The organism is Alphaproteobacteria bacterium (assembly GCA_016722515.1).
Taxonomy (GTDB): domain Bacteria; phylum Pseudomonadota; class Alphaproteobacteria; order Rickettsiales; family JADKJE01; genus JADKJE01.
On sequence record JADKJE010000002.1, the window covers coordinates 766,099 to 784,806 of the forward strand.

Here is an 18,708-nt window from a genome sequence, read left to right on the forward strand (position 1 = left end):
ATGTCAAAATTTGAAAGTAACTTTCCCATAAGCGCTTCGTTCCACTTGTTCTGAAACAGAAAAAAGCGCACCTGAAAATTCTGGATGTCGTGAATCTAGTAAATTTTGTCCTACTAAATCAAATGATAAATTAGGTGAGAATCGCCATCCCAACCTGGTATCCAATCTAAAGTATGATGGGATATCAACAAGAACTCCGTTGTTGTCCGTGGCTTTTATACTGCCCACATAGTATCCCATAACGTCCCACTGTATATCATGCGGTAAATTTAATTGTGAGCGGAGATTGAACTGATTTTGTGGTGAACGATTTTCATCTTTCTGTAATTCACTATCTGTGCTTCCGGCTTTTGTATGTAACGTTAATTCAAGGAAAGTATATCCACTTGTCAGTTTCCAACGTGGCGAGATATGCCAATCACCCGATAACTCAAAGCCATACGCTTCGCCGAACCCCAAATTGAGAGGTATTATAGGAATTGTAAGGCCTCTAGGTTCAGCGGTTGGTGTGCCTATTTCGGCACTGCGAAGATGACTGTAGTCATCATAGAAAATGGATGCATTCAATGATGTATCGTTAGAAGGTTTTACTCTATAGCCAACCTCATAAGCAAGCATTGATTCAGAATCAAATTGATTGCTACCGTGCTGGTTGACATAAGCAAATCCGCCAAATGTGTCTGCGGTAAGATTAATACTGGCTTCAGCACGGCTCGGTGTTCTAACTGCACGAGATATGGCTGCCCATAAAGTTTGATTATGTGTAGGTAGCCAACTGACTCTTGCTGTTGGTTCAATTTCAAAACCACTGAAGTCATTATGTTCAAACTTTGAACCAAGTGTAAAAAATAGATTTTCCTTAAGCGTGATCTTGTCTTGGAGAAACGTGCTGAAAATATTAAAATAGTCACTTTTGGGATTGAAATTTATATTTTGGCTTCCTCTCAAATTATCAAAAATCAATCTATAACCAAGCCCCCATACAATTTGATGACGTTCAGAATATGTTTGGTTATATTGCCAATCTATATCAAGTGTATTGATTGTTTGATCAAGTTGTGAGTAATCAAATCTTGTTCTATCATAGTATGCTTGAAGTGTACTTGTTGCTCCGCTATCCTGAGTGTGTTCCCATTTAGTAAGAAAATTTCCACCACTTGCAGCCAATGTTTCCATTTGTCTATCTTTTGAAGGAAGATTGGGAAGAAATAAATCAAGATCTTGATTGCTATAGTAAATGTCACCTTGGTAGGTGAAATTATCTGATTCAGACGGTGTATAGTCCGCTCTAAAGCCCGATTTGGACATGTCCCACTCATCGTGAGCGGGATCATTATTCAAACTACGTAGATCATTTCGGTCAGCATGTTTTGCGTAGACACGATAGAATAAATTATCGTTAATTCTACCTCCATAACGTCCTTCAACAGTTCCTTGTTCTTCGATTCCATATTTTACAGAGATTATTTTTGATTGGGTATTAACCGCTTCCTCAGTAATAATGTTAATTACACCATTCACCGCATTGGCTCCCCATAGAGTACCACCAGGCCCAAGAACGACCTCAATTTGTTTGATATCCTGAAGCAATGTGTCTTGTACTCCCCAGTAAACTCCCGAGAACAATGGGGTATAAACTGTTCGGCCATCAATCATGACCAATAATTTATTTGAGAATCCGCCATTAAATCCTCTGGCTGTAATTGACCATTGATTTGAGCTTGAGCGTGCAACCTCAAGGCCTGGTACTAATCTAAGTGCTTCTGGGATAGTTGTTGCTCCAGAGCGTTCGATATCGTCTCTTGTTAGTACATAAACTGCTGCAGCTGACTGAAATGGATTTTCCGGTGTTTTAGAAACAGAAGTAACTTCGGTTTGAACCAATTCTTCAAGGATTTTGTCTGTAGAATTAGCATATTCGGCAAAATGAATAAGCCATATAAACCCTACTAGAGCCGTAAGCAATGACTTTCTGTACATAATATCCCCTTCGTACTCCTCTTGATCAAGGATGCCATTAAGTTTTTTTAATGTCAACCATCAGAAAATGGTTTGATTATTGGTAAATATATTGTAGTCTGAGGTTAGGGAAAGTTCAATGAGGAAATGGTGGCTAATATCCGGAATAAGACAATAAAATCTAAGATGATTGCCATGATGATGGTTATTGCGACCATTTCAACTGTTGTCTTAGGTGTTATCTTGATAGGATTTCAAATTTCTTTGACTAAAGAAAATTTACAGCAAGAATTATTAATTCTTGCTAAAGTTATAGGTGAGAGAAGTTCCCCCATTCTCCAAATAGCATCTAATATGGAGTCTTTAAATCTTGATAAAGAAGTGCTTGTAGTTGAGAAGAATAAAGCTTCAGAAAATCTCAGTGCTCTTAAGAGAAAAGAGGTTATTCGAGCTGCTTGTTTATATACTAAGGATGGAAAACTTTTTGCTGATTTTAAGATAGATCCCAATTTAATGTGCTCAATTATTGAGGGGCAGCAAGAAGAAGTGATTTATTCGCTCAATCACGTAAAAGTTCAGGAACCTATATACGGAAAATCGAAACAATGGGTTGGATTTATAGTTATTTACGCAAGTCTTGATGAGATGTACTCACAAATAATAAATTGGCTCATGGTTGGATTTCTGTCCTTGATTATCACACTTGTTCTTTCCTATGTTTTGGTAAATAAATTACATGGAAAAATAACCCAACCGATCGAAAATCTTAAAAATACGGCAACCGACATAATTAGTCATCATAACTATAAAATTAGAATTGCCTCTTCTTATGCCAATTATGATGAAACTCAAGCGATGGTAAATTCATTTAATAATATGCTTGATCAAATTGAAATACGAGATAAGGCTCTTTGGGAAATGAACCAATCCTTAGAACAAAAAGTCCACGAGCGCACCGAAGACCTAGAATACGCCCTTAAAGTCAAAGAAGACTTCCTCTCCAACATGAGCCATGAAATCCGCACTCCTATCCATGGTGTGTTAAGTTTTGTCCGGCTGCTGGTAGAGGAATGGACTATAGCCGATGATGCGTTGTTGTTTAATTATGCGCAGCGTGCCCATAAATCGAGTGAGCGGCTTTTGATTTTGATTAATAACCTGCTGGATATGTCTAAGTTTGAAAAAGGCGCAATTCAGCTGGAACGTAAAGAGGTACGGTTCAGTGACGTGATTCAAACGGTGATTGCCGAAACCAGTGGCTTGGTTGAAGCAAAGAACGAACATCTGGTGTTTGAACCCATGGCCAACGAACCCATGGTTGAAGTAGATGAAGGCCGAATGGCGCAGGTGATTACCAACCTAATTGGTAACGCCGCTAAATATTCTCAGAAGGGCACAATTCGCATTTCTCAACGTGTCGATAGGGAAGCTATTTTTCTCGATGGGTTAGCCCAGGCACCAGGTATGTTGATATCGGTAGTAGATGAAGGGATTGGTATTCCTGCGGATGAATTAGTCAAAATATTTGATAAATTTTTTGAAAGCAGCCTTACTAAAAGCAAAGCAGGGGGAACCGGTTTGGGGCTAGCTATTTCCAGAGAAATCGTCAAGGCACATTTAGGCAGTATTTGGGCGGAAAATAATAAAAATGGACCGGGTAGCACCTTCACGTTTGTGTTTCCATTAAAAGAAATTCCAGGTGTAACGCAGATATCAGACAAATATGTGTAAGAAGCTATGGTCATGTGTAAGAGGCTATCATCCTCAATATAAGCTTTGCGAATGTCCGTTAAATCAAGGTAAGATAATAGATAATCCCTGACCCTTCCAAGTGAATGCCATGTTTAAATATAGGTTGCCCAAAACAGCTACGGCCCCTTTTTGTCCATCACAAATTCACAGCACGGTGGCTGTGCCGCCTGGTGCTTCGACCTGGCTTCGGTTTAAGCGTTACAGTGGTATTGGTTTGCTGATTTCGGTGGGGTATATGGATCCAGGCAATTGGGCAACCGATCTGGAGGCTGGTTCAACATTTGGTTATGGTTTGCTGTTTGTGGTATTGCTGTCGAGTTTAGTGGCCATGGTGCTGCAAACCCTGTGCGTACGCTTAGGCGTGGCTACCGGTAAAGATCTGGCGGCCTGTTGCCGGGAAAGGTTTCCTCCTGCGTTAAATAGTGCGCTATGGTTGGCGGCTGAGGTTGCAATTATCGCCTGCGACATTGCCGAAGTGTTAGGCACAGCGCTGGCACTTAAATTATTATTGGGCTTGCCATTGGGCATTGGCATTCTGCTTACGGCCCTGGATACGGTTATCGTATTGGTCTTACAGGGAAAGGGCGTTTTAACGGTTGAGGCGATCGTAACGGGGCTTGTGGGAACCATAGCGGCAGCGTTTTTTATTGAAATTTTACTGAGCCAACCTGTGTGGGGTGATGTTGTTAAAGGATTGGTGCCGGATGCGCAGTTGTTATTGAATCACGAAAGCATGTTTATTGCGATTGGGATTTTAGGGGCAACCGTGATGCCGCATAATCTGTATCTTCATTCCTCAGCGGTTGGAACACGGACCATCGCGCATACGGACAGCGCTAAAAGTGATGCAATCATGCTTATGAATGCGGATGTGTTGTTATCGTTAACCTTAGCCTTTTTTATCAATGCGGCGATTCTGGTGCTGGCTTCCAGTGCGTTCCATATGAGTGGTTTTACGAATATCACCGATATAGGTGATGCCCATACCTTGCTCAAACCATTATTAGGGACGGCCGCTCCCATTCTTTTTGCGTTAGCATTGCTGGCATCGGGCCAAAGTTCAACATTAACAGGAACCATCGCCGGGCAGGTGATCCTTGAAGGGTTTCTCGATCTGCATATTCCCTGTTGGCAAAGACGGTTAATAACCAGAACCCTGGCCATTATACCTGCCTGGATCGGGGTGATGATGTTGGGTGATGGAGGATTAAGTCAGTTGCTGGTTTTAAGCCAGATTATTCTGAGTATGCAGCTACCTTTTGCAGTCGTGCCTTTGATTTTGTTTTGCAGCAATCGCGAAATGATGCAGCAATGGAAATTATCGTGTTTGATGCAGATAGTTTGCTGGGGAATAGCGGCATCGATCATCCTTGCTAATGGGATATTGCTCTATCAGACGTTCTTTTGATAAGTAACCTTGGTTAGAACAAAAGCGTTTGGCATTATTCATGAAATAACGTATCTAATGGGGAATGTTTTAGACATTCTGCCAGATGGTAATAACCAAATCCATTAAGATGGGTATCGTGCATTTGGTAAACCAATCCTTTTGCTTTCGCATCCAATAGGCATTGTTTGCTGTTAAATGTCAGCAGGCCCTCTTGCTTAAACCTGGCAGAGATTTTATCAATGAATGTATACGTGCCCTCATCGATGGAAAGATGATAGTCTTTGCCATACAGGGTTTGATGTGCAGGAAAATACAGAAAGCCTACGTTGATGTGTTTCTGATGAAAGAAATTCACCAGCCTTTTGGCGCATGCGGTTTCTCTTTCAATATCTCCGTCCGCATCCTGGCGTTGGTGCGTGAATTTGATGATCTGATTATCTGGAGCGATAAATCCATGATTGATACCATAAAACAGAGCTTTGATACGGTTTCTTAAATACCCCATTAAGAATTTATGTCCGTGCCTCAGCATCAACCAGTTTTGTTTAAACGTAGCTTTGGGAATGTAGAAGCTTTGTTCGGGAAGCTTCTCATCATAATGCGCTTCGATTTCATCGAGTTTGCTACAGTAACTCGTGGAAAAATCATCACGTTCGGTTATCGAAAACAAGATGGCATTGAAATGGTAGGTTGGGTGACGCAACAGATCAAGATCATGATTACGTGCTGCGTTATATATACTGGCATGATAGTTTTTGCACAATTGGGCGGGGAATGTTTGGCTGTCATCGGTACCTGAGCCAAACATTTGTGAGTCGCCAAATAGAAGTACGGCAGGTTTAATCTGTTGGTTTTTATCAAAGCAGGCAACACGGTTGCCATACTCGTTTACCGAAATATGATTGGTTTGGGTATAACGTTGGATTAAATATTCACGCGCTGAGTCTCCTGATTCCGGCATGATTTGACTGCGGTCTAATTCTCCATTAAATATAAATATGGGCAGAAATTCCCAACTTCTAAAATGAAAATGCTGCGGATGAGCGATATAGAGGCTATACACAAGCGCATAAAGTGCTAGTGGCAAAAGGAAAAACAAGGAGAGGAATTGTTTAGCATTCATGGTTAAAACTGAAAATATAAAAAGGGACTGGAACCGCCGATCTTAAGAACCGATATCCAAAATAACACAATAGCAATGAGAGCAATGGATAAGGAGAATAAGGTGTTGTGAGATTGGGTAACGGTGTGATCGGATTGGGTTTTTTCGTGTAATGAGAAGAGTTCCTGCGTATTTTTAAACCTAAGCGCTATCACCAGTGCAATGAGAATGTAGGCAAGGATACCGGGATTGATTTGCGCGGATGTGCCGATTCCGTTGAGGCCAAGCATCCCTTTATAAATAGGCAATGCTTCGCTAACGCTGTTGGCTCTGAAAATAACCCATGTAAAGCAAACGCTTAAAAAAGTAACAGGCCAGCTCACGGTCTTTGCCACAAGGGAAAGATAGGTTCTTTCAGATCCGATGAATGTGCGCCAGGCATGATTAATGACCAAAAATAATCCATGAGCAGCCCCCCATAAAACGAAGGTCCAACTGGCGCCATGCCATAACCCTCCCAGGATCATGGTAACTAGTAAATTAACATAACGCCTGACTTTGCCTTTTTGATTACCCCCCAATGGGAAGTAAAGATAATCGCGCAGAAACGAAGACAAAGAAATATGCCAGCGCCTCCAGAAATCGATCATACTGGTAGCCTTATACGGAGAATTAAAATTAATAGGTAGATAAATACCAAACAAGAGGGATAAACCAATCGCCATGTCTGAATAGCCGGAAAAATCAAAATAAATCTGCATGGTGTACGATAATACACCTAACCATGAGACCCATAAGGTCGGGTGGAGATCGTGAGGGACTGCGTTAAATAATGTATTGGCATATTCACCTAAAGGATCGGCAACTAACATTTTTTTGGCAAGACCAATAGCGATAATAGCTATTCCTAGAGCAATTTTATCTGCATTAACGCGATAGGTGTCGGGCTTACTAAATTGGGGCATCATTTGCAAATGGTGAAGCACCGGTCCGGCGATTAAATGCGGAAAATAGGTCACGAATACCAGGTAATGGATAAAGCTGGTTTCTCGGACCTTACCTTGATAGCAATCAACCAGGAAGGCGATTTGCGTAAAGGTAAAAAACGAAATCCCTATCGGTAAAATAAGGGTGAGTGTAGGTAGCAGATGAAGATCGGCGGCTTCCAGTAACTGGTTGGTATTTTCAATAAAGAAATGGGCGTATTTGAAAAAACCAAGCAACCCTAAATTAAGTATAAGCGCGAAGATAAGATATGATTTTCTCGCATGAGCGTTATCAGGAGAAGAGGGGCGCGCTAGTTTTAAACCAAACATATAGTTTACGATGATCGAGCCCAGCAATAACGGCAGGGCTTTAATACTCCAGAATCCATAGAAGAATAGCGAACCAAGTCCCAGCCATGCAGCAGCCCATTTAGGGTTAAAACGACCTAATACAAAAAAGCCTAACAACAAAACGGGCAAAAATCCAAATAGGAATAGATGCGAATGAAAAAGCATAAACAAACTCAGCCTTAACGAGGTAAAGGATTACAACGAAAAGGAGGATAATTAAATGTTGGTTTATTAGCAAGCAGGATATCATGACACTTATGAAGAAAGGCCCGCGGCATTTATTTCCTAAAACTATCAGATACACTCACACATGAGGAATAAACACATAAAGAATAAAAATACATAAACATAAGGAGATAAGTTATGAAACTCCTTTGTACGGCCCAACAAATGTGCCCATATTCTAAAGCATCACGCAGAAATATTGATGTAACACACAAGGCTAATCAACAGCCAACATCGTCTGGATATTAACGGTTGGTGTGATTGTTCTGCCCTTCAATAAACGCAATGATATCATCAAGCACCGGTGCTTTTTTATGAAACCCATGGGCTAAAGCCAGTATAATGCCTTTGTGTGTAACGCCCGGATAAACATGAGTGCTAACGGGGTTATGGTATTGGCGTAGTTTGGTGGTTAAGTTGAGGGTGTTTTTAGGGAGAACATCACGGTCGGCATCGCCAGTGAGCAGTAACATTGGTGGGGTGTTTGGACCAACAAACGTAATGGGTTGAGTGTTGGTATCGGTTACTTTGCTAAACAGTGCTTTTACGTTAGGATCGACAAAAGGCAAAAAATCATAAGGACCAGCCAGTCCGATCATGCCTTTAATCCATGAGCGCTCGCCTCCAGCAGCCTTGATATACTGTTCATTGACGCTCAGCATGGCGGCAATGTGTCCTCCTGCTGAATGTCCCATGATAAATAATTGATCGGGATTGCCCCCATATTCCTTAATATGATGATGTAACCATACAAAGGCTTGAGCGCCATCTTCGACAAAGTCAGGAAAATAATATTCAGGAAAAAGCCGGTAATCAGCTATCACGGTGATGTAACCTTTGCTGGCAAGCGATTGCGCAACAAAAAGATACTGATCTTTGCTGCCATGTTGCCATGATCCACCGTAGAAAAACAAGATGACAGCTTTAGAGGCAGCCTGCTGTTGAGGAATATAAATATCCAGCATCTGGCGGGACTTGTTTCCGTAAGCAATATTCTGTTTTAATGTATAACCAGAATGCGGTATTACAGCATTTAAAAGGGTGGTCCCGTCACAGCTACTTAGGACACATAACAGGGTGATCGAAACGAAAAGATGTTTTAAATAGAGATACATAAGGGAATGTCCAGATTGAGTTAATGAACAGATCATCCTACAGTTATAGGAGTTATAGGTAACTGGTCTTACCTTTTCACAATCGATATAATCATTCCTAAAACACCTGGTACCAAAAAGGCAAGCCCAGGTACTGCAAAGAACATAGCGCCGATCCAGGGCCACCCTAATATGTCAGTGGCTCCAAAAAAAGCAGCAACGGTGATAGGAAGGGTAAACCGTACTAACAGGCATAAGCATATGGCTCCAACGGCCCAGATAGGCCCGATGTAATGGTTCATCTCCAAATAGCCGACATACATTTGAGCCACGCCCAAAATGACAAAGAAAATAGAAATAATGAGTCTAAAAAGAAAAGTCATAGCCTGTTTATGGATTGGATGAAGGTGGGTTAATCATAACAAGAACTTTAAAACGTACAAGGGCTGAGATTCGTTTTTAAGGATTCAGCGTATTTAATTAGGAACCGCAAGCGGCTCGTCTTGGCGTGTGTCATCATGTAAAATACGCTCCAATTCTCCCCGTGCCTGGCGAGCAAAACTAATGAGTTCGGGTTCTTTTTCAATAAAGGCAAAAGACGTATAAAGGGTTTTTTCGTCATGTTCCATAAATTGCTGGGCTTTCTGGCGCATCAAGGCCGCATCTGCACCGAGCCATATCATGACTTCTTGAGCCATGGTCAGTGACGAATCAAATATTTCGCGGCGAAAATAATCGACCCCTGCTTTATGCAATTCATACGCATGGCGCCGGTTACGGGCACGGGCAAAGATTTTTAAGTTAGGGAACTGCTCTTTAGCTAATCGCACGATCTGCAGGCATTGATCGGCATCATCAACAGCCACAACCAGTAATTTGGCCCTGGCTGCACCGGCATTGATCAACAAATCTAAACGGGTGGCATCGCCAAAATAACCGCGATGACCAAATTTGCGCAATAATTCGATCTGGTCAGGGTCTTTTTCCAATACGGTGGTCTTGATACCTTGGGCATTCAGGAAACGTCCTATAATTTGGCCAAACCGGCCAAAGCCAGCAATGATAACCGGATTATCTTTTTCGTTGATGGTATCATATTGCCGTGAAGGTAATACGCTCATAAACTGTGGAATAACCAACCTGTCATTGAGTATCATCAAGAAGGGAGTCAGCGCCATCGAAAGAGCGACGCAGAGGGTCAGGAATGCAGATTGTTCCTGACTCAGGATATTCAAACCTCCCGCATATTGAAACAAAACAAAAGCAAACTCACCACCTTGAGAGAGGGCGATAGCAAACAGCGCATGTTGACCATCGCGCAGGCCAAAGAAGGTTCCTAATCCCAAAAGCAAACCTGTTTTAAGAACCATGAGCCCCACGACAGCACCCAAAATTGGTACAGGATGTGCCGTCAATAAAGCAAAATCAATACTCATGCCAACCGATATAAAAAACAACCCCAGTAATAATCCTTTGAAGGGTTGAATATCGCCTTCCAATGTATGACGATATTCAGAATTGGCAAGTACTACTCCGGCAACAAAGGCGCCAAGGGCCGGTGATACACCCACTAACTGCATTAACAGTGTAATACCGACGATGAGGGCTAACGATGTTGCGGTAAATAATTCACGCAGATTGGTTTTGGCTATAAAATAAAACAAGTGACGTGATAAATAACGACCACAAATAATGATGGCAGCAATGGTTGCGGCGATGATGAGCGTGCGTAGCCAGCCAGGAAAATCAGAAATCATCGTGTGCTGGGTAACAGGTGTTTGCGATGTACCAACAAGCAACGGCAGAATAATCAGGATGGGAATGACGGCAATATCTTGAAACAGTAACACAGCAAAGGAAGATTCTCCGGAGGCTGTTTGTAATAACCCTTTTTCTTCAAGCATTTGCAAAACCAGGGCCGTGGAAGAAAGTGAGAGCGCCATACCACAGGCTAAGCTTATCTGCCACGAATATCCAAGCATTATGCCAATAGCGGTAAATACGGCACTGGTAAGGGTTACCTGTAATCCTCCAAGGCCAATAATGGCCTTACGCAATTTCCATAACATGGGAGGTTCTAACTCTAGTCCGATTAAAAAGAGCATCATCACCACACCGAATTCGGCAAAGTGCATAACCTGTTGTGCATTATGGATAAAGCCAATCCCAAAGGGGCCAATGAGCACACCAGCCGCCAGATAACCAAGTACAGATCCTAACTTAAAACGCCCGGCAATAGGGACCACCGCACAGGCTGCCGCCAGGAAAATAAAGATATTAAGTAAAGCGCTGCTATCCATAAAAGGGCAATATACGGTGGTTCACAAGATATGACACACTGAGTATAAGTCGCTCAGGAGTAATTGTCTTTATTCTTTTTATTGCCGGCATTGATTGCAGACGATGGCATTGATGATCCTTAACGGCAAAACGGTAAGCCGTTAAGGATCATGATATATTAACCTACAGACATAAAACGCTGACCGGCTTCGCTAACTGCCGAAGAAGGCATACAACGTGAAGTATGGCTGGAAGCTTGTTTTAAGATAGGCGGCAATTTCTTTAATTGAGCCAGCATCATATCATCAGGATCTTGCCATGTTTTTCCGTTTTGTTTTGACGGAGAAAGAGCATTGATGGATTTTTCGACAAATTGAGCTGCTTCAGGTGTGTTTAGTCTTTTAGTTAGCTCAAGCGTTCCTAAATATGTAGCTGCTCCAAAAGCACACATACCAAAGCGAGCCGGCAATGTTCGTTTTATACGTAACATGAGTGCTTCAGGATCCTTTTTGAATCCTTCATACACATCCCTGTAACTTTTTCCGGTTTGTATTTCTGATGTTGCAATCGAAGGAAGCAGATTGACGATCGTATCAATGCTGGCGATAACGCCAGTTTTCTTTATCTGATCGGACCATGTGCCATTTTGTGGGAAAAGTTTATCATAAAGGAGTGCTGATCCAAGAAAGACAATACTTTGAGTGCCAACCAAAGGAAGGCTTTTAAAACCGCCTTCGGCAACACCTCTAAAGGTTATTGGAGTATTACTGTTGGTTGAGAGCGATTTTTGCAGCAAATATGTACCAAAGAAAGCATTAACGGGGATTTCGGTTGCGAGTAGACGTGGAAGATTATCGGAATTTGCAACTCGCGCTGCTTGTCGAGCAAGGAATCGTAATAAAAATCCAGACATTCCAGGCCAAATTTTAGCATTCAGTCCTAAAAAGGATGGTATTGGGGCACCTTTTGATGCTAAACCGGTTAGTGTATCAAGGCCTTTAGCCGGATAAAAAGTAAATAGGGTTGATAGAACTGTTGCCTGTAGTTTTGCAGAGGAATTATGCACAAAAGGCTCCGGAACATTAGAAACTGTTTGTACTAATGCTTGTGGTGGTGAATTGATCTCAGCAATAGGAACGAGACCAGCTGTTGGACTAGGATTTTTAGACATATATTCTCCTTACACAGGTTAGGCCATTGCTAGAGGTTCCTAATGCTAGAATCACTCCAACAGTATTCATGTATTATATATTATTAATGCTGTATATTTATGAATGTATTATATGTAAAATTTTATTTTACATTATTTTAAGGAGGGGAGGGGCACATTCAAGTTTGAAGTGCAACACCCTGACATTGTTTAGGAATGCCTTATTGGGGGGACTATCCAATTGAGTATTTTTCGAGGTTTAGGGTATGCTATGTCCTATATATGACGAAATAGATCATTTTTAGGACGCGGTATGTTTATTGAGTCTCTTGACAAATTGCGATCCAGCGGAAAGAGATATTTCATCTCTGAGGAGATCATACAGGATCTGCCCCTTGCTGGTGATGCTGCACGAGCAGGTTTATCGACTAAAAAGAGATGGAAAGCTGATGAGTCCAATCAGTGGATTATACGTATTATTTTTCTTCTCTGATCAAGACATAGCCACGGTTTTCAACCGTATCAAAGGTTCGCATAGCAGCCATTAACTGATTGCTTTCGACCCATACCCATTGGGCGGTATTGGGTTAACATCCATAATTAAAAATGAATCAGATGTTTCATCATACGCACCCAACGGAGAAATATGCACCAGCAGAATATAAAGAAGGGGGGCTTGATGGTTGTGAAGTGGGATTGGGAGCATGTGCCTTTTAAATAGATGTGCGCGATCGGTTAGAAAAATAAAATTGAAGTATCAATGGTTCTAAAATCTATGCTAGAATCGGGAGAGTATTTCCCTCTATAGAAATTAAACCGTAACCGACGTTGATGATTGGTATGACAACAACATTGCCTAATACCCTGGCTTCTGGGCCACCCAAACATTTAATGCCTTTTTTGTGGCATTTCATTATGCTGCAGCGCCCTTGGTTTATATTGCTGTTATTGGCTCATTTAGGATGGGCGGTAGATTGGACCATAATGCCATACTTGTTTCAACGCTTTGTGGGGGCGGTGATCCATTATGATGGTGACCGAATGGCGGCATGGGGTGCCTTTGCTGCACCAGCGTTGACGGTACTTGGGTTCTGGTTGACCGTAGAAATATTGTACAGGAGTAGTGATTTCCTCGCTTCTCGTACCTATCCTCGGTTTGAAGCCACTATACGTATGGCGATGGTAGAGTATATGCGCCATCATTCCTATACGTTCTTTGCGAATCATTTGTCTGGAGATTTATCCAGTAAGATTGATGATATCACCGAGGCATCCACGCGTATTATGCAGCTATTGATTACCTTGTTTATTCCTGCTGCTGTGGGAGTAACCATTGCTACGATTATGTTTTCACGCTTGCACCCGTTATTTGGTATCGTTGCCTGTGGTTGGTTTTGCCTCCATTTGGGAATTTGCCTGATTTTTGCTAAGGCCTGTAACCGTTTATCGGTTGAGCATTCAGCCAGTAAAAACAAAATCAATGGACAGATTGTCGATAGTTTTGCCAATATCACGGCGGTTAAATTATTTGCCCGCATGGGGTGGGAATGGCAGCATATCAAGGTTTCACAACAACAGGAACAGGCTAAGCATCACCGGGTGCTTGATATGGTTTTTAAAATTCGTCTTATTTTGGGTGTCTGTTGTTATTCCTTTATGGGAGTCGGGATGATGATGCTCATGATAAGCCAATGGCAAAAAAATCATATCACGGGTGTTGAATTTGGTTATATTTTCTATGCATCTTGGGGGATCTGTGTTATGGCATGGATTTCTGGCATTGAACTACCTAATTTCTTTAAAGAAATCGGGAAATGCCAGCAAGCGCTAATCCCCATTCAAAAAGCACATGACGTGACAGATAGTGAAGGTGCTCAAAGGTTGCACGTATCAAAGGGAGATATCCTCTTTGATAATGTAACGTTTCATTATCAACGCAACCACAACCTGTTTGAGAATAAACATGTGCATATTAGCGCAGGCAGTAAAGTGGGCCTGGTTGGCTTTTCAGGTTCAGGTAAAACCACGTTTGTTAACTTGATACTGCGGTTTTTTGATGTTGAAGCAGGACGCATTTTAATCGATGGGCAGGATATTGCATTCGTAACACAAGAATCACTGCATGAAGCCATTGCCATGATTCCGCAGGATACATCACTGTTTCATCGTTCGCTGATGGATAATATTCGCTATGGTAATATTGATGCTACAGATGAAGAAGTCATCATCGCTTCCAAACGGGCACATTGCCACGAATTTATCAGTCAACTGCCTCAAGGCTATGATTCAGAAGTGGGCGAGCGGGGAGTCAAGCTTTCGGGAGGGCAACGTCAACGTATTGCTATTGCGCGTGCCATGCTTAAAAATGCACCTATCCTGATTTTGGATGAAGCCACTTCGGCACTGGATTCAGTTACAGAAAAACATATCCAGGAAGGGTTGCACTCCCTGATGCAGGGGCGCACGACCATCGTGATTGCGCATCGGTTATCGACCCTTTCGGAAATGGATCGCATATTGGTATTTGACAAAGGCCATGTGATCGAAGATGGCACACATGAACAATTACTAAAAATAAACGGCCATTACGCCAGGATGTGGCACATGCAGGCAGGCGGATTTTTACCAGAGATACCTCATGTTACGTAAGAATAAAAGCGATCACATTATTAAACACTATGAAAGTGATGAAGGCGATTATTTGTTTGTTGTTGGTCAAAAAGCATGATGCAGGCATTTCTTTCAACAATTGAAGCGACTAACGTCAAAGAATGTCTTGGCTCATTAGCCATTTTACTTACGTTTATCGCTTTCATACCTTATATACGCTCCATTTTGCAGGGACGCACCAAACCTCATGTTTTTTCATGGGTGATATGGAGTGTTGCTACGCCTATCTTATTCGTTGCTCAACTAGCCGATAAGGGTGGTGCAGGTGCTTGGTCAACCGGAGTATCAGGAGTCATTACACTTTATATAGCTATTCTTGCCTATGTCAGAAAGACAGAAATCGTCATAAAGAAAATCGATTGGCTTTTCTTTATTTTGGCGTTATCAGCAATTCCTTTTTGGTATGTGACTTCAAATCCATTATGGGCTGTGATCCTTCTTACGAGCATTGATACGGTTGGTTTCTTTCCGACTATTCGAAAGGCTTATTTCAAACCATTCGAAGAACCGATGTTAATGTATATGATCGTTGTTGTAAGGGGTTGTATTTCGATCATGGCTTTAGAACATTATTCGCTAACGACCCTGCTATTTCCTGTGACGATTACACTGGTAAGCGTCGCGCTTATTGGGCTGGTGATCTGGAGGAGACGAAGTTCTCCTCATGATGAAGCATGTGGACTATACTCGTCATTTATCGAGTAGTCCCTAACCTTTGCCGTGTACCTGATTATATTGAGATCGATTTTTCGATGTTCTTTATTTGCAGAATCCCTTGTTTAGTGTTTGATTTAATGAAGAAAATAATTCAACATGTGGCAGTTGAATTTTACAGGACTCTCAGGTCTTAAAGAGGATGTGAGAAAACTAACCTTGTAAAACCATGAGGACCAATTGCCAAGGAGCCGACCAATGACTCAAGACTATCCTGAATTTATTATCACCCGCACTGTCAATGCGCCACGTACTATTGTTTTTAAAGCATGGTCGGATCTTAAGATTCTGGCAAAATGGTGGGGGCCAAGAGGATTTGAAACGCCTGTATGCGAAGGCAATGTTCGTGAGGAAGGAAAATATCGTATGGTGATGCGTTCGCCTGATGGGGTTGATTATCCAATCAAAGGTATTTACCTCGAAGTTGAAAAGCCTGAGCGTCTTGTGATGACCCAGGATTGCAGTGAGCATCCGGCAGCCTGGCATGATATGGTGAAACCAAATCGTGCTAAAAATGATAAAAATCCAGCGGGCGAATTATTGACATCTGTGACGTTTGAAGAGATAAGCGGAAAGACAAAGATAACCATTTGCATTTATTTTGATACGCTGGAAATTAGGGATGCCATGTTAAAAATGGGGATGAATGACGGATGGTCGCAAAGTCTTGATCGGCTTGAAGAATATCTGAAAATAGCCACATCATAATCTACAAAAAGTATCTTGCGGTATACTTTCGGTGAATGTATAAGTATTCCTGTGGTGGTGCAAAAGAGGTGTTTTTGTTTAGCTTTTAGCACGTTCGTTTACAAGAAGGAAGTTTTTATGTTCAAAATAATGTTAACAATACTTGCGGTAGCTGTGATCGGATTTGTTATGGTGGTTGGTATGCAGCCAGCTGATTTTCGTATTTCGCGGACTATGACCATGTCGGCCCCTGCGCCTGTGGTGTTTGAGCAAGTGAATGATTTTCATAAATGGGGTGCCTGGTCGCCATGGGCAAAACTCGATCCAAATCAAAAAAATACGTTTGAGGGACCCGAATCGGGAGTGGGTGCTGTTTTGCGTTGGGAAGGCAATCGAGAAGTCGGGGTAGGTAGCATGACTATTATCGAAAGCCGCCCCAGTGATTTAGTGCGTATGAAACTTGAATTTCTAAAGCCATTCGCTGCTACAGATACCGCAGAATTTACGTTTAAAGCCAAGGGCAACCAAACTGAGGTGACGTGGAGTATGTATGGAAAAAATGATTTCATAGGTAAAGCGATGAACCTGGTGATGAATTGCGATAAAATGGTGGGTGGCATGTTTGAAAAAGGTCTCACCAACATGAAAGGAACGGTAGAGGCGCCAACAAAAGAATAATGGTTTAAAGGTCCTGTAGGCTATATATTTAATAAGTATAGAGGGGGGTGACATTAGTTATAGATGCTCTTTGTAGGCAATGATTTGGGCAATTCTAATGATTTATCTATCATAATTAGCATTTTTCTGATAAAAGATTAGTGTGCGCAGCTTTGCGGGAATAATATCTTTTTAAATTATAGAGTTGCGTTCGGGGGACATATAATGCACAAAAAGAAAAACACTATTCTTGTTGTTGACGATGAAGCACATGTCCGAAAAATGTTGGGCATTGTTTTAGATGATGAAAATTTAAAAATTGTTGAATGTGATAATGGCCAACAGGCGATACGTCTGTGTGTGTCCATTAAGCCAGATCTAATATTGCTTGATCTGGGATTACCAGATATGGATGGCAAGGAGGTAATTGTTGCTATTCGGGAATGGTCACATGTGCCTATTATTGTCCTATCTGGACGCTTATCGGATGAGGAAGTCGTTGCTGCACTGAATTTGGGTGCCAATGATTATATAACCAAGCCTTTTAATGTGGATGTACTCCTGGCACGCATCAATGTGTCTCTGCGATCATCTGCTGTCCATGAGGTAGGGGAACCAGAATTGCATAATGGTCCTTTGCGTATGGATTTGGTAAGGCACGAAGTGTATTTTAATGATAAATTAGTAGGGCTTACGCCCAAGGAATATGATTTGCTTCGTCATTTTATGATTAATCGAGGTAAAATGCTTACGCATAAGGAGATCCTCAAAAAAGTGTGGGGCGCATCGCATGATGAAGATACCACTTATTTACGCGTTTATATTGGTCAGATTCGTAAGAAAATAGAAGAGTATGCTATTATACCTGTTTTTATTGTAACAGAGCCAGGCATTGGTTATCGCATGGAAACGATTCCAATTGAAATTGAAGATGAATATCTAGAAAAGAAAAAGGCATAAATCGCTGATTTATGCCTTTTTTGGATGAATGAATGCTTAGCTGAAACTGGAACTATTTTTCTTCTATTTCTTGTTCAGTTTCATTGGTTGTTGATTTATTAAACAACCCCTTGGGGTCTTTTGTTGTTTTGGATTTAACCACGGCTTTTTTCTTGCCGGTTTTGTCAACGCTCACCTCCGTTGATGATTGTTTCTCAGTTGTGGTTCCTTGCGCATCCGTTGAACTCACGGTTCTTTCGTATGTACCAGGAGCTTGGTCTAGTACGGTGCGTTGGGGGCGATCTTCTGCGCATGCACTAAGCGTTAATGCTAGTACTGAAAGAGCCGTTAAAATGGATAAATTCGTTTTCATGGGATAGTCCTTTTTAATTAGAAAGTGTTGTATACGATGTCGCTAGATACGGCCGGCTAGTAGCAAGATAAGAAGGATGATAACAAGTAGCCCCATACCTCCACTGGGATAATAACCCCAGTTCTTACTGTGCGGCCATGTTGGCAGAGTTCCCACCAAAAAGAGAATTAGAATAATTAACACGATTGCTGATACAGACATAAAAAATCTCCTTTGTGAGATACCATGGATCACAATGACAGAAGGGGTATAAAAATGCGATATGAGTTAAGTATGGCAAAATAAGGAAATTATAAAGATAATTGGGTTCAGGGAGGTTGCCCTCTCAAGCCTATAAAAAATGCGCCATTTCGTTTGAAATGGCGCATTTTAGATAGGA

Annotated in this window: 16 protein-coding genes and 1 pseudogene; 7 read left to right on the forward strand and 10 right to left on the reverse strand. The window is 41.7% G+C overall.

Annotated features, from left to right (window positions below):
* Window positions 1-3: 3 nt before the first annotated feature.
* The gene (locus IPP74_08280) at window positions 4-1,980 is read right to left on the reverse strand and encodes a TonB-dependent receptor (GenBank protein ID MBL0319269.1); all 1,977 of its coding nucleotides are present in this window, start codon (window positions 1,978-1,980) and stop codon (window positions 4-6) included.
* Between the two features lie 174 nt (window positions 1,981-2,154).
* Here IPP74_08280 and IPP74_08285 point away from each other — a divergent pair, with 174 nt between their 5' ends.
* Entirely contained in the window at window positions 2,155-3,690 is a 1,536-nt protein-coding gene (locus IPP74_08285; GenBank protein ID MBL0319270.1) for a hypothetical protein, read from the forward strand.
* 109 nt (window positions 3,691-3,799) lie between these two features.
* Window positions 3,800-5,119 (forward strand): Nramp family divalent metal transporter, encoded by a 1,320-nt coding sequence (locus IPP74_08290; GenBank protein MBL0319271.1) that lies wholly within the window; start codon window positions 3,800-3,802, stop codon window positions 5,117-5,119.
* A 34-nt stretch (window positions 5,120-5,153) separates the two neighbouring features.
* Here IPP74_08290 and IPP74_08295 read toward each other — a convergent pair whose 3' ends face one another.
* The 7 genes and pseudogenes from IPP74_08295 to IPP74_08325 form a co-directional block, all read right to left on the reverse strand.
* Window positions 5,154-6,224, reverse strand: a complete 1,071-nt coding sequence (locus IPP74_08295) for a hypothetical protein (protein ID MBL0319272.1) — start codon at window positions 6,222-6,224, stop codon at window positions 5,154-5,156.
* Between the two features lie 2 nt (window positions 6,225-6,226).
* Entirely contained in the window at window positions 6,227-7,705 is a 1,479-nt protein-coding gene (locus tag IPP74_08300; protein ID MBL0319273.1) for an MBOAT family protein, read from the reverse strand.
* Window positions 7,706-8,010: 305 nt separating this feature from the next.
* The gene (locus tag IPP74_08305) at window positions 8,011-8,880 is read right to left on the reverse strand and encodes an alpha/beta hydrolase (protein ID MBL0319274.1); all 870 of its coding nucleotides are present in this window, start codon (window positions 8,878-8,880) and stop codon (window positions 8,011-8,013) included.
* A 68-nt stretch (window positions 8,881-8,948) separates the two neighbouring features.
* Complete coding sequence (locus tag IPP74_08310) at window positions 8,949-9,242, reverse strand: hypothetical protein (protein ID MBL0319275.1); 294 nt, start codon at window positions 9,240-9,242, stop codon at window positions 8,949-8,951.
* Window positions 9,243-9,335: 93 nt separating this feature from the next.
* On the reverse strand, window positions 9,336-11,159 hold the full coding sequence (locus tag IPP74_08315) for a cation:proton antiporter (protein MBL0319276.1): 1,824 nt from the start codon (window positions 11,157-11,159) through the stop codon (window positions 9,336-9,338).
* A gap of 158 nt (window positions 11,160-11,317) precedes the next feature.
* On the reverse strand, window positions 11,318-12,310 hold the full coding sequence (locus tag IPP74_08320; protein ID MBL0319277.1) for a hypothetical protein: 993 nt from the start codon (window positions 12,308-12,310) through the stop codon (window positions 11,318-11,320).
* A 455-nt stretch (window positions 12,311-12,765) separates the two neighbouring features.
* A pseudogene (locus IPP74_08325) lies at window positions 12,766-12,995 on the reverse strand (hypothetical protein).
* A gap of 134 nt (window positions 12,996-13,129) precedes the next feature.
* Here IPP74_08325 and IPP74_08330 point away from each other — a divergent pair.
* The 5 genes from IPP74_08330 to IPP74_08350 all read left to right on the forward strand — a co-directional run bounded on the left by IPP74_08330 (window position 13,130) and on the right by IPP74_08350 (window position 17,977).
* Window positions 13,130-14,938 carry an ABC transporter ATP-binding protein gene (locus tag IPP74_08330; protein ID MBL0319278.1) on the forward strand — a complete coding sequence of 603 codons (1,809 nt, stop codon included), beginning with the start codon at window positions 13,130-13,132 and terminating at the stop codon, window positions 14,936-14,938.
* 78 nt (window positions 14,939-15,016) lie between these two features.
* The gene (locus IPP74_08335) at window positions 15,017-15,664 is read left to right on the forward strand and encodes a hypothetical protein (protein ID MBL0319279.1); all 648 of its coding nucleotides are present in this window, start codon (window positions 15,017-15,019) and stop codon (window positions 15,662-15,664) included.
* A 207-nt stretch (window positions 15,665-15,871) separates the two neighbouring features.
* Window positions 15,872-16,381 carry an SRPBCC domain-containing protein gene (locus IPP74_08340; protein ID MBL0319280.1) on the forward strand — a complete coding sequence of 170 codons (510 nt, stop codon included), beginning with the start codon at window positions 15,872-15,874 and terminating at the stop codon, window positions 16,379-16,381.
* Window positions 16,382-16,498: 117 nt separating this feature from the next.
* On the forward strand, window positions 16,499-17,038 hold the full coding sequence (locus IPP74_08345) for an SRPBCC family protein (protein MBL0319281.1): 540 nt from the start codon (window positions 16,499-16,501) through the stop codon (window positions 17,036-17,038).
* Window positions 17,039-17,242: 204 nt separating this feature from the next.
* Window positions 17,243-17,977: a response regulator transcription factor gene (locus IPP74_08350; GenBank protein MBL0319282.1), complete on the forward strand. Its 735-nt coding sequence runs from the start codon at window positions 17,243-17,245 to the stop codon at window positions 17,975-17,977.
* Between the two features lie 52 nt (window positions 17,978-18,029).
* On the opposite strand, the gene IPP74_08355 is transcribed toward IPP74_08350, so the two are convergent.
* Together IPP74_08355 and IPP74_08360 are read right to left on the reverse strand one after the other, a co-directional pair.
* On the reverse strand, window positions 18,030-18,329 hold the full coding sequence (locus tag IPP74_08355; GenBank protein ID MBL0319283.1) for a hypothetical protein: 300 nt from the start codon (window positions 18,327-18,329) through the stop codon (window positions 18,030-18,032).
* 42 nt (window positions 18,330-18,371) lie between these two features.
* The gene (locus IPP74_08360) at window positions 18,372-18,530 is read right to left on the reverse strand and encodes a DUF3309 domain-containing protein (protein ID MBL0319284.1); all 159 of its coding nucleotides are present in this window, start codon (window positions 18,528-18,530) and stop codon (window positions 18,372-18,374) included.
* Between the last annotated feature and the right edge of the window lie 178 nt (window positions 18,531-18,708).